The 24,594-nt window shown below is 64.4% G+C and carries 26 protein-coding genes; 10 read left to right on the forward strand and 16 right to left on the reverse strand.

Annotated features, from left to right (window positions below):
- The first annotated feature begins 1 nt into the window (after position 1).
- Both VGO12_RS25180 and leuA read left to right on the forward strand, forming a co-directional pair.
- Complete coding sequence (locus VGO12_RS25180) at positions 2-589, forward strand: ATP-dependent Clp protease proteolytic subunit (protein WP_327515457.1); 588 nt, start codon at positions 2-4, stop codon at positions 587-589.
- A gap of 430 nt (positions 590-1,019) precedes the next feature.
- A complete protein-coding gene (gene leuA, locus VGO12_RS25185) occupies positions 1,020-2,726 on the forward strand; it encodes a 2-isopropylmalate synthase (RefSeq protein ID WP_327515458.1) in 1,707 nt (568 codons plus the stop codon).
- 79 nt (positions 2,727-2,805) lie between these two features.
- On the opposite strand, the gene VGO12_RS25190 is transcribed toward leuA, so the two are convergent.
- Both VGO12_RS25190 and VGO12_RS25195 read right to left on the reverse strand, forming a co-directional pair.
- Entirely contained in the window at positions 2,806-3,633 is an 828-nt protein-coding gene (locus VGO12_RS25190; RefSeq protein ID WP_327515459.1) for an anti-sigma factor, read from the reverse strand.
- Between the two features lie 3 nt (positions 3,634-3,636).
- Positions 3,637-4,155 carry an RNA polymerase sigma factor gene (locus tag VGO12_RS25195; protein WP_327515481.1) on the reverse strand — a complete coding sequence of 173 codons (519 nt, stop codon included), beginning with the start codon at positions 4,153-4,155 and terminating at the stop codon, positions 3,637-3,639.
- 316 nt (positions 4,156-4,471) lie between these two features.
- Between VGO12_RS25195 and VGO12_RS25200 the strand changes: the two genes are divergently transcribed.
- On the forward strand, positions 4,472-5,392 hold the full coding sequence (locus tag VGO12_RS25200; protein ID WP_327515460.1) for a DUF3313 domain-containing protein: 921 nt from the start codon (positions 4,472-4,474) through the stop codon (positions 5,390-5,392).
- An 82-nt stretch (positions 5,393-5,474) separates the two neighbouring features.
- On the opposite strand, the gene VGO12_RS25205 is transcribed toward VGO12_RS25200, so the two are convergent.
- Both VGO12_RS25205 and VGO12_RS25210 read right to left on the reverse strand, forming a co-directional pair.
- The gene (locus VGO12_RS25205) at positions 5,475-6,023 is read right to left on the reverse strand and encodes a tetratricopeptide repeat protein (protein WP_414650773.1); all 549 of its coding nucleotides are present in this window, start codon (positions 6,021-6,023) and stop codon (positions 5,475-5,477) included.
- A gap of 210 nt (positions 6,024-6,233) precedes the next feature.
- Positions 6,234-7,136, reverse strand: coding sequence for a metallophosphoesterase (locus VGO12_RS25210; RefSeq protein ID WP_327515461.1), 903 nt, complete (start codon positions 7,134-7,136; stop codon positions 6,234-6,236).
- Positions 7,137-7,215: 79 nt separating this feature from the next.
- On the opposite strand from VGO12_RS25210, the gene VGO12_RS25215 reads away from it, so the two are divergent.
- A complete protein-coding gene (locus VGO12_RS25215; RefSeq protein ID WP_327515462.1) occupies positions 7,216-7,716 on the forward strand; it encodes an NUDIX domain-containing protein in 501 nt (166 codons plus the stop codon).
- A 29-nt stretch (positions 7,717-7,745) separates the two neighbouring features.
- Here VGO12_RS25215 and VGO12_RS25220 read toward each other — a convergent pair whose 3' ends face one another.
- Positions 7,746-8,735, reverse strand: a complete 990-nt coding sequence (locus VGO12_RS25220) for a glutathione S-transferase family protein (protein ID WP_327515463.1) — start codon at positions 8,733-8,735, stop codon at positions 7,746-7,748.
- Between the two features lie 259 nt (positions 8,736-8,994).
- Here VGO12_RS25220 and VGO12_RS25225 point away from each other — a divergent pair, with 259 nt between their 5' ends.
- A complete protein-coding gene (locus VGO12_RS25225; RefSeq protein ID WP_327515464.1) occupies positions 8,995-9,540 on the forward strand; it encodes an N-acetyltransferase in 546 nt (181 codons plus the stop codon).
- Between the two features lie 45 nt (positions 9,541-9,585).
- On the opposite strand, the gene VGO12_RS25230 is transcribed toward VGO12_RS25225, so the two are convergent.
- Genes VGO12_RS25230 through VGO12_RS25255 form a run of 6 tightly spaced genes read right to left on the reverse strand, consistent with a single transcriptional unit; the run spans position 9,586 to position 17,329 of the window.
- Complete coding sequence (locus tag VGO12_RS25230; protein ID WP_327515465.1) at positions 9,586-10,020, reverse strand: GNAT family N-acetyltransferase; 435 nt, start codon at positions 10,018-10,020, stop codon at positions 9,586-9,588.
- Positions 10,017-10,490, reverse strand: a complete 474-nt coding sequence (locus VGO12_RS25235; RefSeq protein ID WP_327515466.1) for a GNAT family N-acetyltransferase — start codon at positions 10,488-10,490, stop codon at positions 10,017-10,019. Before VGO12_RS25235 ends, VGO12_RS25230 begins: the two co-directional genes overlap by 4 nt.
- Positions 10,487-12,556 (reverse strand): hypothetical protein, encoded by a 2,070-nt coding sequence (locus VGO12_RS25240; protein WP_327515467.1) that lies wholly within the window; start codon positions 12,554-12,556, stop codon positions 10,487-10,489. The genes VGO12_RS25235 and VGO12_RS25240 overlap by 4 nt, the downstream gene beginning before the upstream one ends.
- 10 nt (positions 12,557-12,566) lie before the next feature.
- Positions 12,567-15,395, reverse strand: coding sequence for a DUF4159 domain-containing protein (locus VGO12_RS25245; protein WP_327515468.1), 2,829 nt, complete (start codon positions 15,393-15,395; stop codon positions 12,567-12,569).
- Complete coding sequence (locus VGO12_RS25250) at positions 15,392-16,312, reverse strand: DUF58 domain-containing protein (RefSeq protein WP_327515469.1); 921 nt, start codon at positions 16,310-16,312, stop codon at positions 15,392-15,394. Before VGO12_RS25250 ends, VGO12_RS25245 begins: the two co-directional genes overlap by 4 nt.
- A 3-nt stretch (positions 16,313-16,315) precedes the next feature.
- Positions 16,316-17,329, reverse strand: a complete 1,014-nt coding sequence (locus VGO12_RS25255) for a MoxR family ATPase (RefSeq protein ID WP_327515470.1) — start codon at positions 17,327-17,329, stop codon at positions 16,316-16,318.
- 170 nt (positions 17,330-17,499) lie between these two features.
- Here VGO12_RS25255 and VGO12_RS25260 point away from each other — a divergent pair, with 170 nt between their 5' ends.
- From VGO12_RS25260 to VGO12_RS25270, 3 genes are read left to right on the forward strand one after another with little or no spacing between them, the layout of a single operon-like run.
- Positions 17,500-18,123, forward strand: coding sequence for a DUF1285 domain-containing protein (locus tag VGO12_RS25260; RefSeq protein WP_327515471.1), 624 nt, complete (start codon positions 17,500-17,502; stop codon positions 18,121-18,123).
- Positions 18,120-18,752: a CoA pyrophosphatase gene (locus VGO12_RS25265; RefSeq protein WP_327515472.1), complete on the forward strand. Its 633-nt coding sequence runs from the start codon at positions 18,120-18,122 to the stop codon at positions 18,750-18,752. The genes VGO12_RS25260 and VGO12_RS25265 overlap by 4 nt, the downstream gene beginning before the upstream one ends.
- Positions 18,749-20,005: a CCA tRNA nucleotidyltransferase gene (locus tag VGO12_RS25270; protein WP_327515473.1), complete on the forward strand. Its 1,257-nt coding sequence runs from the start codon at positions 18,749-18,751 to the stop codon at positions 20,003-20,005. Before VGO12_RS25265 ends, VGO12_RS25270 begins: the two co-directional genes overlap by 4 nt.
- Before the next feature lie 33 nt (positions 20,006-20,038).
- Here the strand turns inward: VGO12_RS25270 and VGO12_RS25275 are convergent, their stop codons facing one another.
- Positions 20,039-20,224, reverse strand: coding sequence for a DUF1059 domain-containing protein (locus VGO12_RS25275; protein WP_327515474.1), 186 nt, complete (start codon positions 20,222-20,224; stop codon positions 20,039-20,041).
- A 193-nt stretch (positions 20,225-20,417) separates the two neighbouring features.
- Here VGO12_RS25275 and VGO12_RS25280 point away from each other — a divergent pair, with 193 nt between their 5' ends.
- Positions 20,418-20,960, forward strand: coding sequence for an adenine phosphoribosyltransferase (locus VGO12_RS25280; RefSeq protein ID WP_327515475.1), 543 nt, complete (start codon positions 20,418-20,420; stop codon positions 20,958-20,960).
- Between the two features lie 55 nt (positions 20,961-21,015).
- Here VGO12_RS25280 and VGO12_RS25285 read toward each other — a convergent pair whose 3' ends face one another.
- The 3 genes from VGO12_RS25285 to VGO12_RS25295 all read right to left on the reverse strand — a co-directional run bounded on the left by VGO12_RS25285 (position 21,016) and on the right by VGO12_RS25295 (position 22,290).
- Positions 21,016-21,228, reverse strand: a complete 213-nt coding sequence (locus VGO12_RS25285) for a hypothetical protein (RefSeq protein WP_327515476.1) — start codon at positions 21,226-21,228, stop codon at positions 21,016-21,018.
- Positions 21,229-21,367: 139 nt separating this feature from the next.
- Positions 21,368-21,838, reverse strand: coding sequence for a MaoC family dehydratase (locus VGO12_RS25290; RefSeq protein WP_327515477.1), 471 nt, complete (start codon positions 21,836-21,838; stop codon positions 21,368-21,370).
- Positions 21,838-22,290, reverse strand: coding sequence for a MaoC family dehydratase (locus VGO12_RS25295; RefSeq protein ID WP_327515478.1), 453 nt, complete (start codon positions 22,288-22,290; stop codon positions 21,838-21,840). Before VGO12_RS25295 ends, VGO12_RS25290 begins: the two co-directional genes overlap by 1 nt.
- 186 nt (positions 22,291-22,476) lie before the next feature.
- Here VGO12_RS25295 and VGO12_RS25300 point away from each other — a divergent pair, with 186 nt between their 5' ends.
- Positions 22,477-23,583, forward strand: a complete 1,107-nt coding sequence (locus VGO12_RS25300; RefSeq protein ID WP_327515479.1) for a hypothetical protein — start codon at positions 22,477-22,479, stop codon at positions 23,581-23,583.
- A 59-nt stretch (positions 23,584-23,642) separates the two neighbouring features.
- Here VGO12_RS25300 and ychF read toward each other — a convergent pair.
- The coding region (gene ychF, locus VGO12_RS25305; protein ID WP_327515480.1) for a redox-regulated ATPase YchF at positions 23,643-24,594 on the reverse strand (952 nt) is incomplete at its 5' end.

The raw sequence follows: 24,594 nt of genomic DNA on the forward strand, positions 1-24,594 counted from the left end.
GATGTACGACAACGACGACGAGGACGACAAGAAGACCGAATTGCCGCTCGGCAAGGAAACGGAGGCGAACCTTTTCAAGTCGCGTTCGATTTTCATCTACGGTTCGATCACGCAGGAGCTGGCGCAGAAGGTTTGCTCGCAGCTCGTGGCGCTGGCATCGGCCAGCGATGAAGATATCCGTATCTTCGTCAGCTCGCCCGGCGGTCACGTCGAATCCGGCGACAGCATTCACGACATGATCAAGTTCGTGAAGCCGAAGGTCTGGACGATCGGCACCGGCTGGGTCGCGTCCGCCGGCGCGCTGATCTATGTCGGCGTTCCCAAGGAACGTCGTCTTTGCCTGCCGAACACCCGCTTCCTGCTGCACCAACCGTCGGGCGGCACCCGCGGCATGGCTTCGGACATCGAGATCCAAGCGCGCGAAATCATCAAGATGAACGAACGCCTGAACAAGATCTTTGCCGACGCGACCGGCCAGCCGGTCGAAAAGATCGCCAAGGACACGGATCGCGACTACTGGCTGTCGGCGGAAGAAGCCAAGAGCTACGGTCTCGTATCGCGCATCATCACGTCGGTTTCGGATATCTGAGTTCGCTCGAACCGAACGAAGCGACGGGGCATCGGCACATCGCCGGTGCCCTTTTTCGTTTGCGCGCCGCTGCTCTCCCGGCCGGGCATATCTCGCATGCGGCGGCTTGCCGCGCTCCGGCAAGCCGTGTATAGGCTTTGACCATGACCAAGGCTGACGCATATCGGATCGCCTCGATCCTCGCCGGACACGATGACAATCGTGCGCCGTCGCGCGCCTTCGCATCGCTTCTTCTTCTCGGCCTTACTCGCGGTTGCCGGGTTCGCTGAGGAGCGCCCGGCGGCCGAAAAGCCACGCCGGCGGATGCTCCTCGACCCCATCAAGAGTTCAAGAATAAAGGCGCGTTCCATCAGGCATTAGCCATCGCATTCCGATCCTCGATCGGTTATGGCAAGGCGGCCAGGACGCTCAGTGATGAAGAGAAGCTGCAATGATCCAGAAATCGCATCCCGTTAAGATTGGCATGCCCGACGCGGCCGTGAAGTACCAGGCCTATCCGCAGATCGCGCTCACCGAACGCACCTGGCCGTCGAAGACGATCACCAAGGCGCCGATCTGGTGCTCGGTCGACCTGCGCGACGGCAACCAGTCGCTGATCGACCCGATGGGCCACGATCGCAAGGCGCGCATGTTCCAGCTGCTGCTCGACATGGGCTTCAAGGAAATCGAGATCGGCTTCCCCTCGGCCTCGCAGACCGACTTCGATTTTGCCCGCTGGTGCATCGAGGAAGGCAATGTCGCGAGGGACGTATCCCTGCAGGTGCTGGTGCAGTGCCGGCCGGAACTGATCACCCGCACGTTCGAGGCGCTCGAAGGCGCGCACCAGCCGATCGTGCACTTCTACAATTCCACCAGTGAATTGCAGCGCCGCGTGGTGTTTTCCAAGGATGTCGCCGGCATCAAGCAGATCGCCACCGACGCCGCCAAGATGATCACCGACATGGCCGCCAAGGCCGGCGGGGGATATCGCTTCGAGTACTCGCCGGAAAGCTTCACCGGCACCGAGCTCGAGGTGGCGCTGGAGATCTGCAACGCGGTCACCGAGATCGTCAAGCCGACGGCTGACAACAAGCTGATCCTCAATCTGCCCTCGACCGTGGAGATGGCGACGCCGAACATCTATGCCGACCAGATCGAATGGATGTGCCGCAACCTCGACAACCGCGAGAACCTGATCATCTCGCTGCACCCGCACAACGACCGCGGCACCGGCATCGCCGCCACCGAACTCGGCCTGATGGCGGGCGCCGACCGCGTCGAAGGCACGCTGTTCGGCAACGGCGAGCGCACCGGCAATGTCGACGTCGTGACCCTGGCGCTGAACATGTTCACGCAAGGCGTCGACCCGCAGCTCGACTGCTCCGACATCGAGCGGATCAAGGAAGTCTACGAGTATTCCAACCAGATGGTGATCCCCGAGCGCCATCCTTATGTCGGCGAATTGGTCTACACGGCGTTTTCCGGCTCGCACCAGGATGCGATCAACAAGGGCATGAAGGCGATCAAGGTCGCCAACAAGCCGCTCTGGGAAGTGCCGTACCTGCCGATAGACCCGCGCGACGTCGGCCGCTCCTACGAGGCGATCATCCGCATCAACTCGCAATCGGGCAAGGGCGGCATCGCCTATATCCTGCAGGAAGACTACGGCATCAACCTGCCGCGCAACCTCCAGGTCGAGTTCCGCGAGGACATCCAGCGCATCACCGACGAAGAGGGCAAGGAGCTTCCCTCCAAGCGCATCTACGAGCGCTTCATCGAGCGCTACGTCGAGCAGCCGGGCGCGCGCATCAAGTTCGTCGATCACCACACCTATCCGGTGGGCGAGCACAAGGGCGTGCGCGTCGTGGCCGCCGAGATCACCGACAATGGCGAGCTCAAGCGCATCGAAGGCAAGGGCACCGGCCCGATCGATGGCTTCATCAATGCGCTGTCGATCTATCTGGGCGTCGATCTCTCGGTCGCCGACTATTCCGAGCATTCGCTGCAGCACGGCTCGAACGCGGCGGCGATCGCCTATGTCGAGATGGAGCATCCGGGCGGCAAGCTGTTCGGCGCCGGCATCAACACCAACATCGTCGCAGCGTCGCTCGAAGCCATCGTTTCGGCCGCCAACCGCGTGCTCGAGATCAAGAGCTAATCGCTTCACGCCGCAAACATAGATAAGCCGCACCGGGGCAGCCCGGTGCGGCTTTTTTCATGATCTGCCGTCTTCACCTTCAGATCGTCGCGGCGACGCTCTCGGCGATATCCTGCATGCCGACATGGGCGGATGGTCCGACGAGCACGAAGGACGCCCCGCCGCGCTGCCAGGTGACCATTCCGAGATCATCGCGGATGCTCTCTTCGAACTGGTCGGATTGCGGGCCGGAGGTATTTTTCAGGAAACAGATGGCAAAGATCTCGCCCTCGGCGCTGCGGTAGACGAGTTGCGCCACCGGCTTGCCGTTGGCGACCAGCAGGCGCGCACCCTCGAAGGCGAGGCCCTTGCCGCCGAGTTGCGGGATCTTGAACGGAACGCCGACGCTTGCGGCAAGCCAGGTTTCGATCTTCGGCGCCTCGGATGCGGGAACCTCGACCAGGTGGTCCTTCTGGCGCGAATAGATGCGGTGATAATCGGCGATATCGTCGAGCCACCCGCGCGCCGAGGCGACATTGGTCGGCTCGGCGGCGTTGTTGGCGGCGCCGATGACGTAGCCGGCGGCACCTCCAAGCAGCATCAGCGCCACCGATGCGGCAGCCACGCGCGGCCAGATACGCACGTTCCTGACCGTGGCGGCGACCGTTGCCACCCGTTCGGTCTTCGGGCTTGCGCCCGGTCCCTGCTTGATCTGGCGCACCAGCGCCAGCGGCACCGGATCGTGCAGGAAATCCTCGAAGGCCGTATCGCCGAAGCCGCTGCCGGCCTTCAGCCGTTCCAGAAGCGCCTTGGCATCATCGTCACGGGCCAGAAGCGCCTCAAGTTCGGTTCGTTCGCTTTCGCCGATCTCGCCGTCGATATAGGCAGACAGACGAATTTCGAGTGCTTGACCTTTTGTCTGTTGCAACGGTCAGGCCCTCCTTTCGGTATTCTCGGAGATCATCGCCGCGAGCCTCAGGCGCGCGGTCGACAGTCTGCTCATGACGGTGCCGATCGGGATGCCCAGGATATCGGCGGTCTCTCGGTAACTGTGGCCCTCGACGTTGACCAGCAGAAACACGCTCGCGAGCCCCTCGGGCATCGACAGGATCATCTTTTGCAACTGGCTGACGTAGATGGCCTTCTCGGCGGATGGTTCGATGCTGAGTTCGTCCTGGTCGTGCGCGTCAACCGTGCCACCGCCGGTGCGTACCTTGCGTTTGCGAATTTCGTCGACCCAGAGGTTGCGCGTCATGGCATAGACCCAGCTTTCCAGCCGGCCCTCGCCATTCCAGAGGTGGCTGCGCGTGATCGCACGCTCGCAGGCTTCCTGGACGAGGTCGTCGGCATCATGGGCATTGCGGGTCAGCGTCATTGCGAAACGGCGCAGCTTGGGCAGAAGGCTGACCAAGTCGCGTCTGAAGTCCTTCGTTTCTGCCGCTGGACGCATTGCTCTTCCAAATGAAACGTGCCGGATCGCGCATTTATTCGCCGTGCGGGGCACGGGACGAATGATATGAAACATTTGCTCCTTAGTCTGCAAGGGAAGTGCCGGAACGGAAAGCAAAATCTGCTGCTTCATCGCGTCTTTTCCCAAATGGCGTCTGCCGCGGCCGCGCCCGTTAACTATGCGCTTCGTTACCGTTAACTGCGATGTTGCGTCGGCATCGCGTCAAAGTTCGGCCCGAATCTCGCCTGACCTCGTTGCACAACTGCAGGTCGCTACCGGGGATCCGTCGATGAACAATCAAGATCGTAATGGCAGAATGAACGTATCCCGCCTCAGAGGCGATGGGCTCGAAAGGACCCGTGTCCGTCCTGTCGCCGCGGTGATCCGGATGGGCGCGATGGTTCCCTTGCTCGCGGGGCTTGCGGCATGCCAGAGCGCGGACCTCAGCGAGACCGGGTCACTGTCATCCTACAAGGACTTCGTTGCGAGCGACGGCCTCGTCACCAAGACGAAGTACCGGGTCGACGCCGCCTCGCTGAAAACCGTCAAGACGGTGCACGTCATTCCGACGACCTTCGCATCCAATGCCGGTCTCGACAAGCTCGGAGAGCCGCAGAAGAAGCTGGTGGCGACGGCGATTGATCGCCAGCTGTGCGAGGCGTTGAGCGCCAACTACGACATCGTGCCGGTGTCGAAACCGGCCGACATGGCGGTGCGCTCGGTTGTCAGCAAGGTCAAGGCTACGAACGCCGTGGTTGCGGGCGTGTCGACCGTCACCTCTGCCGTTGCACCCGTTCCTGTGCCGCGCATCCCGATCGGCCTCGGCAGTCTTGCGATGGAGGCGGAGGCCTTCGATCCGAAGGGCAAGCAGATCGCCGGTCTGACCTGGGCGAGGGGGGCCAACATCATCACCAACGGCTCGCGTGCATCGACGGCAGCCGACGCCTTCGAACTCTCCGGGGATTTCGCGGAGGATTTCAGCGCGCTGCTCGAAAAATCCGGTGACCCGATGACATCCGGTTTCGAACTGCCGTCGATGAAGAACGTCTCGAACAGCGTCGCCTATGCGGTGACGGGCAAGCCGACGGATCCGGATTGCGCCGTGTTCGGCAAGGGCTCCGGTCTCGGCGGCATCGCCGGCGGCGCACTTGGCCTGCCGCCCGAATGGTCGGAAAAAAAGAACGAGACCAAGCCCATTGCCAGCGGCACTGAGAAAGGCACCGGAAAGAAAAGCTAGCTTTCCGAGTTTGCGCCCTCATAGTTGAGCCTGTCAGAAAAGGGCGGCGCAAGCAGCGCCGTCCGTCTGGGCATCTGCAAGGTCAATACTGGCGAACGCCGCCCAGCGACTGCAACAGGGCGCGATAGGCCCAGGTGTTCTCGCCGCCGCGATCGCGGATCTCGACGAGCTGCACGCGCGCTTCATCGACGTGGCCCTGCTCGATCAGAGCCTGGCCCATGTAGGAGCGGGCGAGAATGTAGTTCTCGTCGGCCTGGAGCGCGCGCTTGTAGTACTGCATGCCGAGTTCCATGCGGCCGGCCTTGCGGTTGGCGTAGCCGAGATAGTTGAGCACGCGGGCGCTCTTCTGGTCCTTGACGGCGCCGAGCACCTTGATCGAATTTTCGTACTGGCCGGCATAGGCCAGTTCGCGAGCCGCCTGGAACAGGATGTCGTCGCTCAGATCGCTCTTCTTGGCGTTGACGCAGGCGCTCTTCTTGGCGTCCCAGACCTTGCCGTTGGTGCATTCGCTCGTCGTCTTGGTCTTCTTCGGAGGTTCGCTCGTGTCCTCGCCGGCCGCCATGACGGCCTGCGCCATGAAGGTGGTGGCGCCTGCGACGAGCAGTGCGCTGAGAATGTACTTGCCGTTCATCATGCCATCTCCCATTGCGCGCACGCGAAGGTCCGTGCGGTGTCTCAGATCATCGCCTGCCTTGCCCTCATCGGACGGCAGACTGCTGCCCGTCAAAACCTCATGCGAGGGTGGCGTACAACCGGCGCGACCGGCAGGACGCGGACGCACCGGTATATGACGCATGAGTGCGCGGGTTTATTCGTCGGGCGATGAAATTTCGACGGTTGCCTAGAAACGCGTGGTTTCGGCAAGCGAAACGGTGGTGGCGTCGCCGTTCAGCTGATAGCGCTCGCGGGTCAGGTGCCAGTTGCCGGGCTCGCCGGCAACTGTGAAGAGATTGTAGGCAGCAGGCGGCTTGTGTCCGCCCGGCCCTTGCGAGGCGGACGCGATGCCGACGACCGGAACGGGCGCCTCGTGGCCCTTCAGCCAATAGACGGTGTTGAGATGGGTGTGGCCGTGGATGACCAGTTCGGCGCCGCCCGACGAGATGGTGGCGGCGAAACGCCGGATGCCGATCATGCGCTTGTGCATCGAGGTGGCGCCGCGGATCGGCGGATGGTGGATCATCACGACGCGGAAAAGGCCGGCCTCGCCCGCCTGGCGCAAGAGGTTGACGGTCGCGCGCGCCTGCCGCTGGCCGAAATAGCCGCTTGCTGCAAAGGGGGGCGTGGCGACAGCGGTCGAGCAGCCGATCAAGGCAACCGGGCCGCGCACCCGCATATAGGGAAAGCAATGGTGCCGGTCATGCCAGCCTGCGGGCGCGTGGTCGCCGCGCATGTAGGGATACCAGGCCCGGGTGGTCTTCTCGTAGGCGCCCGGCACATAGGCGTCGTGATTGCCGGGTACGACGGAGATGTTTTCGGGCTTGCCGGCATCCTCGAGCCACTCGGTCACCGCCGTGATCTCGCGCGAGGAAGCGAGGTTGACGAGGTCGCCGGTGATCGCCAGGTGATCCGGGTCCTTTTTCTCGATATCCGCAAGCAGGGTGTCGAGTGTACCGGTGAAGAGATGCCGGCTACGGTTGCGATGCCAGTTGACGAAACCGGTGATGCGCTTCGACGCGAGTTCCCGCAAGGACAGTTCGGGCAGGGGCCCGAGATGGACATCGGAGATATGGGCAAATTTGAACATCGACCCCGTCTAGCGCATATTCCGGCCTAGGGGAATCAGGTTGCCCGATGAATCGCGTGCACCGGGTAACATGAGAGGAATGAGACGCTTGACCGACGATAGACCGCCGGAGATGCGGCGCTGGTATCTCCGATTGCTGATGCGTCTTGCGCATGGATATTACGCGCTCTCGCGCGGCATGACGATGGGGGTCCGGGCGGCCTGCTTCGATGCGGACGGCCGGGTGTTCCTGGTGCGCCATTCCTATCTGCCCGGCTGGCATTTGCCGGGCGGCGGGCTCGACCGCGGCGAAGCTTCGCTTGACGGTTTGCTCCGAGAAATGCGCGAGGAGGGCAACCTGGAAGCGACTGCACCGCCCGTGCTCATCCAGGTCTATTACAACAAGCGCACGAGCCGCCGCGATCACGTGGTCTTCTACCGTTGTGACGGGGTGAAGCAGACGGTGGCGAAAGCGCCCGATCTGGAAATAGCCGAAAGCGGCTTCTTCGCACTCGACGCGCTACCGGAAGGCACCACGCCCGCCACGCGCCGGCGGCTCACGGAGCTTGCCGGCGACATGGCTTTCGACCGCTACTGGTAGGTGCAGCCAGTCCTTGATGCTTCAGAGCGTCAGGCCGCGACCTGCAGCGCCTCGCGGCCGTGCGGCGCCGTGAGATCGAGCACCGGGCCGACCGGGACCACGCCTGTCGGGTTGATGGTCGTGTGGCTGCGGTAGTAGTGCTCCTTGATGTGGCGCATGTCGACCGTCTCGGCCACGCCCGGCACCTGATAAAGCTCGCGCAGATAGCCCTGAAGGTTCGGGTAGTCGGCGATCCGGCGGATGTTGCACTTGAAGTGGCCGACATAAACAGGATCGAAACGCACGAGCGTCGTAAACAGCCGCCAGTCGGCCTCGGTCAGGTGGTTGCCGGCGAGATAGCGGTTCGACGACAGGCGCTCTTCGAGCGTGTCGAGCCGGGCAAAGAGGGCGGTGACACTTTCCTCATAGGCGACCTGCGTGGTGGCGAAGCCCGCCTTGTAAACACCGTTGTTGACGTCGTTATAGACATCGGCGTTCAGCGCATCGATCTCGGCGCGAAGCGCCTGCGGATAGAAGTCGAGCGTCGAGCCGGTGAGGCGGTCGAAAGCCGAATTGAACATCCGGATGATTTCGGAGGATTCATTGGAAACGATCGTGTTCTGCTTCTTGTCCCACAGCACGGGCACCGTTACCCGGCCGGAGTAATTGGCGTCGGCGCGGGTGTAGACTTGCCAGAGCGCCTTTGCACCGAACAGATGATCCTTTGTGCCGATGCCGTCGTCCTTGAATTCCCAGCCTTGGGCGAGCATCAGCGGATCGACGACGGAGACGGAAATGAGGTCTTCCAGCTTCTTCAGCTTGCGAAAGATCAGGGTGCGATGCGCCCAGGGGCAGGCAAGCGAGACATAGAGGTGGTAGCGCCCGGCTTCAGCCTTGAAGCCGGCGTCGCCGCTCGGGCCGGCCGAGCCGTCCGCCGTCACCCAGTTGCGGAACTGCGAGGCGCTGCGCTTGAAGTGGCCGTTCGTCGCCACAGTGTCGTACCAGACGTCCTGCCAGACGCCGTCCACCAATCTGCCCATCGGACGATCTCCTTTGTGATCCTTGCCCTCATAGATAGCGTTTCCGCCCGCGTCCGATAGAGGGCGAATTCGGAACAGTGCGTTTTACGCTTTGACAGAGGGCAATTTTCTGCTATCGGCGATCTCACGACCTTTTTTCGTGCTGGAAGAAATCACACTGATGATGCTCTCGGGAAACCTGCGACGACGCTGATGCTGCCAACGCCCTCATCGGGCGAAGCCATCCCTATGTCTGTCTGCATGCCTGGTTCCCGATCCCATGAAAAAGCACGATCTCGTCTACCTGACTGAAGACGCGTCCCACGACGCCGCCATCGAAATCATCAACGAAGAAGCCTTTGGCCCCGGCCGGTTCGCCCGGGCGGCCGCGCGTATCCGCGAGCAGGGTACGCACGACCGGTCGCTCTCCTTCATCTGCGCCGACCATGGCGAGACCATCGCTTCGGTGCGGATGACACCGGTCTTTGCCGGTTCGGTGAAGGGCCATCTGCTCGGCCCGCTCGCCGTCCGGCCGTCGCACAAGAACATGGGTATCGGCCGGGAACTGGTGCGCATCGCCGTCGAGGCGGCGCGGCGCAACGGTTCCGAGGCGGTGATCCTCGTGGGCGACCCACCCTATTACCAGCCGCTCGGCTTCGAGAAGGTTCGCTACGCCGCACTCGAATTCCCGGGCCCGGTCGATCCGGCGCGGGTGCTGGTGGTGCCGATGGTGGCCGGCGTGCATGCCGGGCTTTCGGGCGTGATCGGCTGGCGGAACGACGCGGTGGAAGCTACGATCCCGCTCGACCTGCCGCTTGCCGTCTGACACCAAGCTCTAACACGGCCCCGGCGTCGCCGATCGACCGGTCGCCTATGGAAGCGACTTTCTAAGGAAAACACGGCTGCGGCCCGGCGGAAAATCCGGCAGCTCGCCGAAGGCTTCATAGCCCTGGCGTTCATAGGCGCGCCGGGCCTGCGGGTTGAAGGTGTCGATCCAGGCGCCGTGGCAGCCGCGGTTGCGTGCTTCCGCTTCGGCGGCCTGAAGCAATTGCCCGGCAAGCCCCTGGCCGCGGAGCTCTTCGGGTAGCCAGAGCCATTGCACGAACAGCCAGCCCCAGGCGGTGTAGCCGCTCAAGCCGCCGCGCTTGCCCGCGGCTTGCGGGCCGCCGACGAGAACGGCGAGCGGTCGTCGCTCGGAAGGTCCGACATCGGCGGCATTGAAGGCAGTGAGGCCGTTGCCGATCGCTTCGAGCGCCTCGGGCGACGGGGCATCGGTCACCACGAACAGTGCGGTCCCGTCCGTCACGGGCGACGCATGCTGAAGACGTCGAGGCGATCCTCGCCCACATCCATCTCGTCCAGCCGCCAGCCGAGCCGCTCATAGAAGGCGCGCTTGCCGGGAAGCGCACACAGGTGCACGGCGTCCGCTCCGCCGTCGAGCGCAGCGTGGGCAGCCTTCAGGACGATCTTGCCGCCGATGCCGCCGCCGCGAAAGGGCGGATCGACCCAGACGGCCGCGACCCAGGGCGTAAGCGCCGGCCGCTCTTCAAGGTCCGAGGCGATCACCGAGGCGGTGCCGATGAAGCGGTCGCCGTCATGGGCCACCAGGCACAACGGCTCTGCGTCTTCGGCAAGGCTGTCTTCGAGCAGGCCGGTAATGTGGCTGAGCGGAAACCCGTGCGGCTCCCACCACGCCCGCCAGATGCGGTCCGCGACGTCGTCGAAGAAATGCCGTGCGTCGCGAAGATCGCTGACGGTCACAGTCTGATCGCTCATCGTCCCTCGCGATACCAGGTGGCGGAAATCAGGAAGAGCAGGGCCGCCAGGCCGAGCAGGCCCGAAAAGAGCGGCAACGAATTGATGCCCTTCAGCACGGTCTCATCGGTCATGCGGATCGACAGCCGCTGGTCGTCGGCCGCGCGGATCGAGCCCCGGACCGGCAACACGGTCGGCAGGTCGAGCGGGCCTTCCGCGCTTGCAAGCCGCCGCACCAGCCCCTTGGTCTTTTCCGCCCAGGGCCGCAAGGTGTTCTCTGTCGAAATCGCCGCCTTGAATTCCGGCGCATTGGGATCGCCGACATGGGCGAGCGCCGTCAATTCGCCGTTCGCCATCTCGAACAGCCCCGTTTCCGTGGTGGCGAGCTCGGCCGAATAGAGGCCCGGTTGCTTTTCGGTGAGCGTTACCTGCTGCCTCTGGCCTGAGGGAGAAACGAGAGACACGGGGCCGGGATCGCCATCGATCGTCTGGCGGGTAATCTCCAGCGTACGGCCGCGGGCACGCGCGGTCAGCGCCTCCTCTTCCAGCGAGGGTTCCTGCATCAGCCAATGGGCGGTGCGACGATAGAGCGAGACATGCGGCCCGCCGCCTTCAAAGCCCCGGGCCCAAAGCCAGCCCTGATCGGACAAGAGCATGGCGACACGGCCCTTGCCGACGCGGTTGAGCACGAGCAGCGGCTTGCCGTCCGCCGCCTGCATCACGGTGTGGCCCTGCGGCCGATCGACGTCGACGGTGCGGAACCAGCGGCCCCAGTGCGGCGGTTCGCTGTCGGAGCCTTCAAGCCCGCGGGTCACCGGATGCTTCTTGCCCTCGTCCGAAAGGCGCGGGAAAAACGCCTTCTCGTTCATCACGCCGGTCGGCGCCGCCGGCAACACCGCCGACAGCGGCGTGGCGGCGATGGAATCGTCGCCGGCGTGTTCAGGACCGGCCGCGATCAGCAGCGCCCCGCCGTTTTCGACATATTGGGCGATGTTGTCGTAGTAGAGGATCGGCAGCAGGCCGCGGTGCTGGTAGCGGTCGAGAATGATCAGATCGAACTCGTTGATCTTGTCGACGAACAGTTCGCGGGTCGGGAAGGCGATCAGCGACAGCTCGTTGATCGGGGTGCCGTCCTGCTTTTCCTGCGGGCGCAAAATGGTGAAATGCACGAGATCGACGGCCGCGTCGGATTTCAAGAGATTGCGCCAGGCGCGTTCGCCTGCGTGCGGCTCGCCGGAAACCAGTAGCACGCGCAGGTTTTCGCGAATGCCATCGAGCACGTGCACCGCGCGGTTGTTGGCGGTGGTCACTTCACCGGGAACCGCGTCGACGGCGAACTCCAGAACGTTGTTGCCGCCACGCGGAACATTGAAACTGAAGGGGACGTCGGTGCCGGGCTCGGCCCGTTCGCGGGCGATCTCGTTGCCGTTGAGGCGGATCGTCACTTCCGCCGTGCCGCCCGGGGCGGCGCCGTCGTCGATGACCCGGAACGAGAGCTTCTGATCCTCGCCGACAATGCCGAAGCGCGGCGGATTGATGAGCTCGACCCTGCGGTCGAACTCATTGGGCTTGCCGGTGATCAGTCCGTGGATAGGTGCGTCGAAGCCAAGCTGCCGGCCGATCTCGGGCACATCGTGGATCTGGCCGTCGGTGATGAAGATGGCGCCGCCGACGCGTGCCGGCGGGACATCGGACAGGGACGAGGAAAGAGCCGAAAACAGGTCGGTCGACGGCGACACGCTGGCCGGGTCGGTCTTGGCCTCGACGATGCGCGGTTCGATGAGCGGTATGGCGGCCAGTCGGGCCCTCAGGTCCTCGACGGCACGGTCGGTCTGGGCGGTGCGATCGCCGTTCTGCTGGCTCTGGCTGCGGTCGACGACGATGGCGACGATGGTTGAAAGCGGGTCGCGCAGCTCCACGAAAATCGAGGGATTGGCGATCGCCAGTCCGAGGGCCGCAAGGGCCGCCAGGCGCAGCCAGGCGCCACGCACCTTCGCCCAGAGGCCATAGGCGATGAACAGCGCCGCAATCGCCAGCAGCGGCACGAAAACGATCCAGGGGATCAGCGGGGCAAAGCCATAGGTCATCGATCGGCCCTCACTGTCCAAGCCTCTGGAGAAGGTCGGGCACGTGAACCTGGTCGGCCTTGTAGTTGCCGGTCAGCATGTACATCATGATGTTGACGCCCGCGCGGTAGGCATATTCGCGTTGCATCTCGTCCGGCGGCACGGTCGGCAAGAGCGGCGCGCCGTTGACATCCACCGCCCAGGCGCCGGCAAAGTCGTTGCCGGTGATCATGATCGGCGTGACGCCGTCGCCGCCACGCACCGGGCGATTGCCGTCATCCTCGTCGCCGTTCGGCGCGGCCTCGACCCACAGCTGGCTCTCGGCATAGCGTCCGGGGAAGTTCGAAAGCAGGTAGAAGGCTTTCGTCAGCACATGATCGGAGGGCACGGGTTCGAGTGGCGGAATGTCGAGTCCGCTCAGCATGGATTGCAGGCGTTGGACATTCGGGCTGTCACCGGCCGCAGACGGGTTGAGCGAGGAGAACTGGTCGCGGGTGTCGAAGAGCACCGTTCCGCCGTTGCGCATATAGGCATCGATCCGGCTCATCACCCTCGAGCTCGGCATCGGCGCAGTCGCGGATACCGGCCAGTAGATGATCGGGTAAAACGCCAGCTCGTCCTGCTCGAGGTCGACGCCGACGGGCACGCCCGGCTCGAGCGCTGTTCGATAGGTGAGATAGTTGCTGAGCCCGATGAGCCCCTGTTCTGAAAGCCGGTCGACTTCGGCCTCGCCGGTGATGACATAGGCGAGGTGGGTGGTGTCGAGCCGCTCAAGCGTCTGCTCGTCGCTCGGCTGGCTGTCCTGGGCGTGTGCGCTCGTCGGCGTCAGGACCGCCGGGCCAAGCGTGGCAAGGCCAAGGGCCGAGAGCATCATGACGGCGGCGGCGCCAGCGGCACCGCGGCGGCGCAAGCCGGCCAGGCCGCCGACCATGTAGAGCACGATCATCGTGTCGATCAGGAAAAGCATAAGCGCAAGCCCGAAGAGATAGGGCCGGATCGAAAACGGTCGCGCCCCTTCCAGCCCTTCAGCCCGCTCGCCGACGAGGCTGCCGGCGGCAATCGCAACGATCTTGCCACCTTCGGGGATGAGGTTGTTGGCGACGTATCCTTCCTCCGAGCCGTAAAGGCCGGGCGGTGTGTCGGCCGAAACGGTCGGAGCTACGCCCGGTGCGATCTCGAGCGGACGGGCGCTGCCGGTCCCGCTTGTCAGCTCGCCCCGGGCATTGATCAGGCGGTAGGGCGGCAGCGACTGCGCCTTGTTTGCCTGATCACCGGTGACGCCGCCGGCGCGCGAAAGCTGGATCGACCGGCGCAACATGTCGACGAAGGAACCGGAAATCGGCAGGTTCGACCAGTTCGGGTCGGCGCTCACATGGAAAAGCACGATGCGCCCGCGTCCGCGTTCGGCGGTGGTTACCAGTGGAGTGCCATCGGCGAGGTTGGCCCAGGTCCGTTCCACGAGATCAGGCGTTGGCTGGGCCAGCACCTGGCGTTTCACCAGCACGTCGCGCGGTCGTTCCAGGCCGGCAAAGGGGCTTGCGGCGGGATAGTCGGCAAGCGGCTGCGGCTCGGACCAGGAGAGGGCGCCATCGAGGCTGCGTTCGCCCTGGCGCAGGACGACCGGCACCAGCGGGTCGTCGGCCGGGGCGCCTGCCAGGCGCGGACCGGCGAAGCGGATCAGCATGCCGCCATTCTCCAGCCAGCGGCTGACGAGCGGATAGCTTTCATCCGGCAGCCGACCAACATCGGCCATGACGAGGATCGACGGGTTTTGCGCGAGAAGCTCGGCGATCGCCTTGCCGATCGCTTCCTCGCGCGGCTCGATCAGGTCCGCATGCGGCTCCAGCGCCCGCTTGATGTAGTAGAGCGGCGAAAGCAGGGGCTGGGCCTGATGCACCTCGCCGCTCAGAAGGGCGACACGACGGCGGCGATTGCCGTCGTCGAGCAAATGAATGCTGCCGGCCGTCGCCTGGCCCTCGATCGTCAGGCGGGCGAAATCGTTGCGCAATTCGAACGGAGCCTTGAGCAGCGCGTCCGCCGACGTCGCGCCCGTGGCGAAGCGCAGTTCGCCTTCGGCAATCGCGGTGCCGCGGGCGTCGCGCGCCAGCACGTAATAGGCGCGCGGTTCGCCAAGCGGCAGCCGCGACGCGGTGACCCGCATGCCGTCGTTCTCGTTGGCGGCTGCGGTCAGCGCGATGGCGCTTTCGCCGCTGCCTTCGATCCGGCGGACATTGGCCGCCCCCAGATCCTGGATCAGCCGCATCGTGTCGCCGTCGCCAGCCTCGATCCCGTCGCTGAGGAAGGCAAGGGTGCCGGGCGGCGTGCCTGCAAGGGCCGTCTTCATGGCGGCAAGCGCCGGGCCGCGCTCGGCCGGCAGCGGTTGCGGCTGCGCCGCGCCCAGCCGATCACGCGCGGCGGTGGCGGAAGCGGGCGTCGCGTCGTGCTGACGGTCCGTGGTGAAGACGATCGAAACCGGCAGGTTCTTCGCCTCGGCATCGTCGATCAGCGCATTGGCGGTTTCGACCCGTCTGTCCCAGTCGGCGACCGCAGCCCAGCTGTTGTCGATGACGAGCGCCAGCGGGCCTGTGGCGGAAAGCGTGTTCTGCCGCGGGTTCATCACGGGATCGGCGATCGCCAGGATGATGGCGGCGGCCATCAGCATGCGCAGCAGCGTCAGCCACCAGGGGCTTTGCGCCGGTGTCTCCTCCCGCTTCATGACCGAGGCGAGGATGCGCAGCGGCGGGAACACTTCGGCCGCCGGCCTCGGCGGCGTCATGCGCAAGAGCCACCAGATCACCGGCAGGGCGACGAGGGCTGCAAGGATGGCCGGATTGCCGAAAAGGAAGGGCAGGCCGCTCATAGCTGCCCCCCGTGCGTCGCGCGTCCGGGCATGCCGGAGAGATAGGTGTGCACCGCGACCAGCGCCTCGGAGGCGGGCCTGTCGGTCCTGTGCGGGGTAAAGGTCCAGCCGAGATGGCGCAGCGTCACGCCGAGCGTGTCGCGGCGGCTGACATAGGCGCGCTGGTAATCTTCCCTGAGGATCTCGGCCCGACCGGCAGTGAGCTTCTCGCCGGTCTCCGGATCGGTGAACTCGGTGCGGCCGCTATAGGGAAACACCTCTTCGGCCGGGTCGGCCACTTCGACCACATGGCCGCGAAGGCCGCGCCGTGCGAGCGGCCCGAGCCGATCCATGATCTTGTCCGCCGGGTCGAGAAAATCGCCGATCAGCACGAGGTCGCTTGCACTGCGGACCATTCCGGTCTCGGGCAGGCCTTCTGAAAGCGGGCTCAGCATGATCGCGGTCGCCAGCCTTTCGGCGGCGTTGCGGGCCGAGATCGGCTCCATCACGCCGGGGCAGCCGATGCGCTCGCCGGAGCGTGCAAGGATTTCCGCGAGCGCCAGCATCAGCACGAGCGCACGGCTTTCCTTGGAGACCGAGCCGAGCTTCGACTTGTACATCATCGACGGCGACAGGTCCGCCCACAGCCAGATGGTGTGGGCAGCTTCCCATTCTCGGTCGCGCACATAGGTGTGGTCGTCGCGGGCAGAGCGGCGCCAGTCGATGCGCGACATGCTCTCGCCATCCGAATAGGGCCGGAACTGCCAGAAGTTCTCGCCGATGCCGCGCTTGCGTCGGCCGTGCCATCCGGAGATGACCGTATTGGCGATCCGGCGCGCCTCGACAAGGCAATCGGGAACGAGCATCGCGCGCTGCTGCGCGCGTGAGAGCACTTCACTGGCCGGTGTACGCGAGACGATGTGCCCGACGGTGGCCATGCGCTAGCCCCGGGCCTGCTTCACCAGGCCGGCGATGACGTCCCGCACGGTCATGCCCTCGGCGCGGGCGGCGAAGGTCAGCGCCATGCGGTGCTGAAGCACCGGCTCGGCAAGCGCGAGGATGTCGTCGATCGACGGCGCGAGGCGGCCGTCATAGAGCGCACGGGCGCGGGCGCAGAGCATCAGCGCCTGGCCGGCACGCGGACCCGGGCCCCAGGCGACGTTCTTGTCGGTCGCCGCATTGCCATTGCCGGGGCGAGCGGAGCGCACCAGCGACAGGATTGCATCGACGACGGTTTCGCCGACCGGCATCTGACGGATGAGGTTCTGGATCTGCTGCAGGCGTGCGGCATCGATGACCGCATGGGCCGTCGCTTCGCCGACACCGGTGGTTTCGAGCAGGATCTGCCGTTCGGCGGACAGCTCGGGATAGCCGACATCGACCTGCATCAGGAAGCGGTCGAGCTGCGCCTCGGGCAGCGGATAGGTGCCTTCCTGCTCCAGCGGGTTCTGGGTGGCGAGCACGTGGAAGGGGGCGGGCAGGTCCTTGCGCAGGCCGGCGACCGTGATGTGGTACTCCTGCATCGCCTGCAGCAGCGCCGACTGCGTGCGTGGCGAGGCGCGGTTGATTTCGTCGGCCATCAGCAATTGCGTGAAGATCGGCCCGGGTACGAAACGAAACGAGCGGTGGCCGCTCGCGTCCTGGTCCATGACCTCGGAGCCGAGAATGTCCGATGGCATCAGGTCGGGTGTGAACTGGACGCGGCTCGAATTCAGGCCGAGCACGGTGCCAAGCGTCGCGACGAGCTTGGTCTTGGCGAGACCCGGAACGCCGACAAGCAGCGCATGTCCGCCCGACAGCACAGCGAGCAGGGTCTGCTCGACCACGTTTTCCTGGCCGAAGATGACCTTGCCGACTTCCGCGCGGATCCGGGCAATCTCGCCGAGTGCACTTTCGGCCGCCGCAACAATCGCCTTTTCGTCGACCGCGTCTGCCGCGCCCTTCATCACACTCATGGTCATACTCCCGGTCGCCCGTTGTTGAACCGAATCGCCCCTAGCCGGGATTTCAGTTGCCTTATTCCAATTTAGACCCTGGCCGACGGCTGACAAGTCGCCGCGGACGCACTATCTCGTGAGATATCAAAGGTCTCGATACGAAAATCGAGGGCAAACGGGACGGAACGATGGCAGAGGCCGAAATTCAGCAAACCGGTGACGCAGCCGGGCTGGCGGCGCTGATTGCGCGCGCCGCCGGTCAAACCGGCGAGAAAGCACGCGGTCTGCCGCCGGTGGAGCGCTGGAATCCGCCGTTCTGCGGCGATATCGACATGGAAATCCGTGCGGATGGCACCTGGTTCTATCTGGGCACGCCGATCGGCCGGCAGCCGCTGGTGCGGCTGTTTTCCACGGTTCTGCGCAAGGACGAGGATGGGCGCACCTATCTGGTCACGCCTGTGGAAAAGGTCGGCATCCGCATCGTCGACGCGCCCTTCGTCGCCGTCGAGATGAGCGTGACCACCGACGACAGGGGCCAGGTGCTGACCTTTCGCACCAATGTCGGCGATGTGGTCGAGGCCGGCAGCGAGCATCCGCTGCGCTTCGTCGTCCACGGCGAAAACCGCGAGCTGAAACCCTACCTGCATGTTCGCGGGCGGCTGGAAGCGCTGGTTGCGCGACCGGTCATGTACGACATCGTCGCGCTCGGCGAGACCGTCGCCATCGATGGCGTCGAGATGTTCTCGGTCCGCTCCGGCGGCACCGTCTTCCCGATCATGCCGGCGGCCGAGCTGGAAGCGCTTTCCCGATGAATGCGCATCCGTTTTCCGCCGACGAGTTTCGCCGCCGGGCGCTGACCCAGATGGGCGGGCCGATCGACACGGCCTGGCGCGAACATGGCGATTTCCTGCTCAATCCCGGCATCGTGCCCTATCTGGAAACGCTGAAGCTGAAGGATGCGGCCGTTCTCGTGCCGGTCGTCGACGACGGCGACGACGCGACCGTCATCCTCACCCAGCGCACGACCACGCTTCGCAAGCATTCTGGTCAGGTGGCCTTTCCCGGCGGCGCCGTCGATCCCGAAGACCGGTCGGTCGAGGTCGCAGCGCTGCGCGAGGCGCAGGAAGAGATCGGGCTCGACCCGCGCTTCGTCGAAACCATCGGCCGGCTGCCGCATTACATGGCGATGTCCGGCTTTCGCATCACTCCGGTTCTGGCGGTGGTCAAACCCGGTTTCGAACTCGTTCCCAATCCGGAAGAGGTCGAAAGCGTCTTCGAGGTGCCGCTGTCGTTCTTGATGAACCCTGGCAACCATGACCGCGGCAGCGGCCATTGGCAGGGCGAAGAGCGGCATTTCTACCGAATGCCCTATGGCGATCGCAACATCTGGGGTATCACCGCGGGCATTCTGCGCATGCTCTACGAAAGGCTCTATGCATGACTTCGGTTGCCGGCGAAGGCTGGTTCTCTACGCCTTCACTCCGTCGCGTCTTCGAGATCCTCAACGTCGATGGCGGCGAAGTCAGGGTCGTCGGTGGCGCCGTGCGCAACAGCCTGATGGGTCTGCCGGCCGGCGATATCGACATGGCGACGACCTGGCGTCCGGACGAGGTCGCTGAGCGGGCCAAGGCGGCCGGCATCAAGGTCGTGCCGACGGGCATCGATCACGGCACGGTGACGCTCGTCATCGACGGCACCCCCTATGAGGTCACGACGCTGCGCCGCGACGTTGCGACCGACGGTCGCCGTGCGGAGGTCGCTTTCGGTAAGGACTGGAAGGCCGATGCCGAGCGGCGTGACTTCACCATCAACGCGCTCTACGCGAACGATCGCGGCGAGGTCTTCGACGATGTCGGCGGGCTTGCCGATATCGAGACGCGCACGCTGCGCTTCATCGGCGATGCCTCCGAACGCGTGACCGAGGATTATCTGCGCATCCTGCGCTTCTTCCGCTTCTTCGCGCATTACGGCCATGGCCGCCCGGACGCGGACGGCCTGCGCGCCTGCGCCAAGGCGCGCTCTAAGCTTTCGACGCTCTCGGCCGAACGGGTCTGGGCCGAAACCAAGAAGCTGCTTTCGGCCACGGATCCGGGGCGGGCGTTGCTCTGGATGCGCCAGGCCGGTGTGCTCACGGAAATCCTTCCGGAAACGGAAAAATGGGGCATCGACGCCATCCCCGAACTCGTCGCCGCGGAGCGGGCCTTCGGCTGGAAGCCGGATGCGTTGTTGCGTCTTGCGGCGATCGTGCCGCCGGACGAAGAGCGGCTGGAAGCGATGGCCGAGCGCCTGCGGCTGTCCAAGGCGGAAGCCGGTTTCTTTCATCACTGGGCGAAGGCACCGGTGATCGCGACCACCACCGTCGATACGGCGCTTGACCGCTTGCTCTATCGCCATGGTGCGGAGGGGATAACCACCCGGCTGCGGCTGGCGCTGGCCTCAGCACGGCGCAAATCAGAAGTGGATCCGGCGCTGCTTGCCGAGACCGCGTCGCTGCGCCGCCTTTTGGCGCGTGCGGAGGGCTGGCAACGGCCGAAGTTTCCGCTGACCGGTGCGGATGTGCTGAAAGCCGGGGTGCCGGCGGGGCCGAGGGTGGGGGGGATCCTCAGCGAACTGGAAACGCTCTGGGTCGAGCGCAACTTCACCCTGGACCGGGCAAATCTTCTTGCCCGGCTCGATGCCATGGCGCGTACCTAGGCCGGACGGCGTCGCCGCCTAGGCCGGACGGCCTCAGGCCGCCTTGGACTCGTCGACGATACGGGCCTTGATGTTGTCGACCATGTTTTCGCGGATGAGCGTTTCGCCGTGGGACTGGCGCATGTGGTCGACGACGCGGCGCACGATTTCCGCGTCGTTGTCGGCGCGTGTGTGCCATTCGCAACCGGGGACGAGTGAACCGCATTCAAACAGGCGCATGGCTGCTTCCTCCCTCGTTGAGTTTGATGCGAGAGCGCGGCGCGAAAGCGGTGCGACCGCACGGGTTAGAATAGCATGAACCCCCGGTGCGGCGAATTTGTTCCGACGCTGGTCGTCGGAAGAAAGGGTTATCGACATGCGCGCCGATGGTGTTATGGGTTTGCGGTAACAAGAGACGCAAAGGCTTTTGCCCATGACCACCGTTCAATCGGAACTGATCGCCGCCATCCGGAACATCCCTGATTATCCGAAGCCGGGCGTGATGTTTCGCGATATCACCACGCTGCTCGGCAATCCGCGCGCCTTTCGCCGTGCGATCGACGAGCTGGTCCATCCCTATGCCGGGACGAAGATCGACAAGATTGCCGGCATCGAGGCGCGTGGCTTCATTCTGGGCGGCGCCATCGCGCATCAGCTGTCCTCGGGCTTCGTGCCGATCCGCAAGAAGGGCAAGCTGCCGCACGATACCGTGCGTATCGCCTACAGCCTGGAATACGGCGTTGACGAAATGGAAATGCACAAGGACGCGATCCAGCCCGGCGAGAAGGTGATCCTCGTCGACGATCTGATCGCAACCGGCGGAACCGCGGAAGCCGCCACCAAGCTCCTGAAGCAGATGGGCGCCGACATCGTCGCGGCCTGTTTCGTCATCGATCTTCCCGAACTCGGAGGCCGCAAGAAGCTCGAAGCGCTCGGCGTCAACGTTCGCACGCTGATCGAATTCGACGGGCACTGAGCGATTTCGGCGCGGGTGCGCATGGTGGCTGCACCCGCCATCCTACCTGCCTTGCCTACATGCGGTTGATCGTCCGCAGCATCAGTTGCACCTCGCGCTGGGCTGCGGGTGACAGGCTCTCCACTTCATTGCGCCAAAAGGTCTCGGCCTCCGCCGGCTCCGCTTCCCAGCTCCTCACGGATGTTTCGTTGTCGTCGATGACAACGCGGCGGTGGCCGCCAAGGCGCAGGTATTCGTCTGCCAGTTCGCGAGCGTGGGTTCTTTCCATGGTCGGTCCTCCGCTGCTGACGGTCCGTCGACGCGAAGCCGCAGGGCTGCGGTCGCGCACGCACCTGTCTCCTTGCAGTCTGCAGTCGCCAGAAGGCGATTTTAAGAAACCGTCCCGCAGCCCGGAAGATTTGAGCAGGTCAGACGAACTCGATCACCTTGCTTTCGAAGCGGATGACCGCCTCGCCGTGCTGGTTCTCGCCCTCGCAGAGGATCGTGTTGATCCGCCAGCCTGGCTTTGACGCGAGCGAGCGGCTTTCGAGGAACGTCACGAAGTAGGTGACGGTGTCTTCGGCATAGACGGGCTTCAGCCATCTGAGATCGCGAAAGCCCGGCGAAGGGCCAAGGTTGGGCGCCCGCAGGCCTTCGGCGGCGAGACGGCGCTGTTCGTTGCGCCAGAATTTGACGAAGCACTGCATCCACCCGGCGCAGGTATGCCAGCCTGAGGCGCAGAGGCCGCCGAACAGCGAATGCCGTGCTTTTTCCGCGTCGAGATGGAACGGCTGGGGATCGAAATCGCTGGCGAAGCGGATGATGTCGTCGGCGGTAAAGGTCAGTGTGCCGATCATCGTCCGGCTTTTGGCCGCATAGAATTCTTCCATCGTCATCATCAGGCTTTGACCTTCTCGCGGCAGCGAAAGAGCACCGAACATTGCGAAACAGCCACGGGTTCGCCGTCCTGGTTGTTGATTTCGTTGCGGAATTTGACGATGCCGAGATCGGGCTTCGACTTCGAGCGGCGGGCTTCGACAACGAGACTGAAACCGGAGAGAACGTCGCCGGCGATGACAGGCTTGCGCCAATCCATGAAATCGATCCCGGGCGATCCTTGCGACGACGAATTGCCCATGAAGGCGTCGAGCATCATGCGCATGCCGACGGCGCTGGTGTGCCAGCCGGAGGCGGCAAGCCCCCCGAGGATGCTGCGCTTGCCGGCTTCCTCGTCCAAATGCATCGGCTGCTGGTCAAACTCGCTGGCAAAGGCGATCATCTCCTGAGGCTTCATCTCGACCGGCTTGTAGTCGAAGCGGCGCCCTTCGGAAAAATCCTCGAAATACAGCATGCTGGAAGTGTCCCGTCTGATGTTCTGCCGTCTACCTACTGCATAATCTCTCGCAGCGGAATCGATTTGAACGGGATGATGGCCGTCATGCATCTTGAAGCGGGCGTTTCCGGTTGCGCTTGAGGCATGTCCGTGTAACCACCTGATCCGTTGCCCAATTCGTCAACGTTTCAATAAGGATCGTTCGTGACCGAACTGAACAGAGCGCTCGCAGGCGCTGCAGACAAGGGGATCATCTCCGCCCACCAGGTGCGGGATCTCGAAGTCTATCTTGCCGATCGCGGCTTCCGGTTCGCCCCGGCGGCGTCGGATGTCGCCTTGGATCGTGCCGATGCCGCCCTCGATGCGCGAGCCGCCGAAGACAGCGAGCAACCCCGCTTCATCAGGGGCTTTCACGATATCCTGATCACCATCGGCGTCGTCGTTGTGCTTGTTGGGCTGTGGGGTTTGGGCGGCCCCGTTGTGACCTTGCCCGTCATTCTCGTGCTTGCAGAAATCCTCGTCCGGCGTCAGCGCCTCGCGTTGCCCTCGGTGGCGCTGACGCTTGCGCTTGTGCACTGGGTGGCTATGACGGCGATGTGGCTCGTGGACGACCATGCGGAGACCGTGCGCCCACTGGGCTTCATGCTCGGCTATTTCTCGGCCTTCACGGTGCCGCTTGGCCTGTTCTACCTGCGCTACCGGGTTCCGCTGGCCCTTGCCGGCTTCGTGTTGTCGATCGCGCTTGTCGGCGTTGTCGCGGTGCTGCTCGGCCTTGAGAAAATCCTTGGCATCGACTTTGCCAGCGGCGATCGCTTCATGTTCATGCCGCTCACCCTGCTTGTCGGCGCCCTGGCGGTGTTTGCCATTGCCATGCGCTATGACGTATCGGACCCGCGACGCATCACGGCGCGCTCGGACACGGCCTTCTGGCTGCATCTGGCTGCAGCACCCGCTCTGCTCTATTCGCTGATGGGCCTGGTGTTCCTGTCGAACAATGGCGGCACGTGGTGGGACGGGCAGGCGGGGCTCGGCCAGGCCGTTGCCGCCATCCTGATTGTCGCCGCCTTCATGCTGGTCGGCCTTGTCATCGATCGCCGCGCCTTTGTCACGTCGGGGCTGCTGTCGTTGGGTGGTGCGATCTGGACGATGCTGAGCCAGACGGGAGCCTCGTTCGACAACTACATCTTCGTCGCCTTTGCGGTCGTCGGGCTTACGGTGCTCGTCATCGGCATCTTCTGGCAGAAGCTGCGCCGCATCGTGCTCGATCTTCTGCCGGAAACGATGACGGCGCGGTTGCATGCCGCGCCGTAACATCAAGCCCTGAGGCCTTCTGGTCCCGCGCCTGAAGCGCGGGATCAAAGCACAGGCAATTACGTGTTGAAACGGAAGTGGATGACGTCTCCGTCCTGGACGACGTATTCCTTGCCTTCGTCGCGGGCCTTGCCGGCTTCCTTGGCACCCGTTTCGCCGCCGAGCGCGATGTAGTCCTCATAGGCGATGGTGTTGGCGCGGATGAAGCCGCGCTCGAAGTCGGTGTGGATGACGCCGGCCGCCTGTGGCGCCTTGGTACCGCGCTGGATCGTCCAGGCGCGGGTTTCCTTGGGGCCGACGGTGAAATAGGTGATGAGGTCGAGCAGCTTGTAGCCGGCGCGGATCAGGCGGTCGAGACCGGCTTCCGTCAGGCCAAGCGCGCTCAGGAACTCCTGGGCCTCTTCTTCCGGCAACTGCGCCACTTCGGATTCGATCGCCGCGGAGATCACGACGCTTTCAGCGCCCTGTGCCCTGGCCATTTCGGCCACCGCGCGGGTGTGCTCGTTGCCGTCGACCGCATCGCTTTCCGCCACGTTGCAGACGTAGAGAACCGGATGCGCGGTCAGGAGGTTGAGACCCTGGAGAATGCGCAGCTCTTCGGCGTCGAGCGTCGAAAGCAGGGTGCGGACCGGCTTGCCGTCCTGCAGCAGCTTCAGCGAGGCGTCCATGATCGGCAGCTGCGCCATGGAATCCTTGTCCTTGCCGCCAGCGCGCTTGCGGGTCTGCTCGGTGCGGCGTTCCAGGCTCTCGAGGTCGGCGAGCATCAGCTCGGTCTCGATCGTCTCGGCGTCGGCGACCGGGTTGATGCGGCCTTCGACGTGGGTGATGTCGTCATCCTCGAAGCAGCGCAGCACGTGCACGACGGCATCGACTTCGCGGATGTTGGCGAGGAACTGGTTGCCGAGGCCTTCGCCCTTCGACGCGCCGCGCACCAGGCCGGCGATGTCGACGAAGGAGATGCGCGTCGGGATGATTTCCTTCGACTTGGCAATGTCCGCCAGCTTGCGCATG

The sequence above is a fragment of the Ensifer sp. genome, from assembly GCF_035999135.1.
In the GTDB taxonomy this organism is placed as follows: domain Bacteria; phylum Pseudomonadota; class Alphaproteobacteria; order Rhizobiales; family Rhizobiaceae; genus Ensifer.

Coding starts and splice junctions, on each gene's coding strand:
- VGO12_RS25225 (WP_327515464.1), top strand. CDS start 8,995: ATGAAAAAGCACGATCTCGTCTACCTGACTGAAGACGCGTCCCACGAC.
- VGO12_RS25235 (WP_327515466.1), bottom strand. CDS start 10,490: ATGAGCGATCAGACTGTGACCGTCAGCGATCTTCGCGACGCACGGCAT.
- VGO12_RS25215 (WP_327515462.1), top strand. CDS start 7,216: ATGAGACGCTTGACCGACGATAGACCGCCGGAGATGCGGCGCTGGTAT.
- VGO12_RS25295 (WP_327515478.1), bottom strand. CDS start 22,290: ATGCTGTATTTCGAGGATTTTTCCGAAGGGCGCCGCTTCGACTACAAG.
- VGO12_RS25210 (WP_327515461.1), bottom strand. CDS start 7,136: ATGTTCAAATTTGCCCATATCTCCGATGTCCATCTCGGGCCCCTGCCC.
- VGO12_RS25280 (WP_327515475.1), top strand. CDS start 20,418: ATGACCACCGTTCAATCGGAACTGATCGCCGCCATCCGGAACATCCCT.
- VGO12_RS25290 (WP_327515477.1), bottom strand. CDS start 21,838: ATGATGACGATGGAAGAATTCTATGCGGCCAAAAGCCGGACGATGATC.
- VGO12_RS25270 (WP_327515473.1), top strand. CDS start 18,749: ATGACTTCGGTTGCCGGCGAAGGCTGGTTCTCTACGCCTTCACTCCGT.
- VGO12_RS25265 (WP_327515472.1), top strand. CDS start 18,120: ATGAATGCGCATCCGTTTTCCGCCGACGAGTTTCGCCGCCGGGCGCTG.
- VGO12_RS25205 (WP_414650773.1), bottom strand. CDS start 6,023: ATGAACGGCAAGTACATTCTCAGCGCACTGCTCGTCGCAGGCGCCACC.
- VGO12_RS25220 (WP_327515463.1), bottom strand. CDS start 8,735: ATGGGCAGATTGGTGGACGGCGTCTGGCAGGACGTCTGGTACGACACT.
- VGO12_RS25250 (WP_327515469.1), bottom strand. CDS start 16,312: ATGGCCACCGTCGGGCACATCGTCTCGCGTACACCGGCCAGTGAAGTG.
- VGO12_RS25195 (WP_327515481.1), bottom strand. CDS start 4,155: ATGCGTCCAGCGGCAGAAACGAAGGACTTCAGACGCGACTTGGTCAGC.
- VGO12_RS25285 (WP_327515476.1), bottom strand. CDS start 21,228: ATGGAAAGAACCCACGCTCGCGAACTGGCAGACGAATACCTGCGCCTT.
- VGO12_RS25260 (WP_327515471.1), top strand. CDS start 17,500: ATGGCAGAGGCCGAAATTCAGCAAACCGGTGACGCAGCCGGGCTGGCG.
- VGO12_RS25200 (WP_327515460.1), top strand. CDS start 4,472: ATGAACGTATCCCGCCTCAGAGGCGATGGGCTCGAAAGGACCCGTGTC.
- VGO12_RS25180 (WP_327515457.1), top strand. CDS start 2: ATGTACGACAACGACGACGAGGACGACAAGAAGACCGAATTGCCGCTC.
- VGO12_RS25245 (WP_327515468.1), bottom strand. CDS start 15,395: ATGAGCGGCCTGCCCTTCCTTTTCGGCAATCCGGCCATCCTTGCAGCC.
- VGO12_RS25240 (WP_327515467.1), bottom strand. CDS start 12,556: ATGACCTATGGCTTTGCCCCGCTGATCCCCTGGATCGTTTTCGTGCCG.
- VGO12_RS25255 (WP_327515470.1), bottom strand. CDS start 17,329: ATGAGTGTGATGAAGGGCGCGGCAGACGCGGTCGACGAAAAGGCGATT.
- leuA (WP_327515458.1), top strand. CDS start 1,020: ATGATCCAGAAATCGCATCCCGTTAAGATTGGCATGCCCGACGCGGCC.
- VGO12_RS25275 (WP_327515474.1), bottom strand. CDS start 20,224: ATGCGCCTGTTTGAATGCGGTTCACTCGTCCCCGGTTGCGAATGGCAC.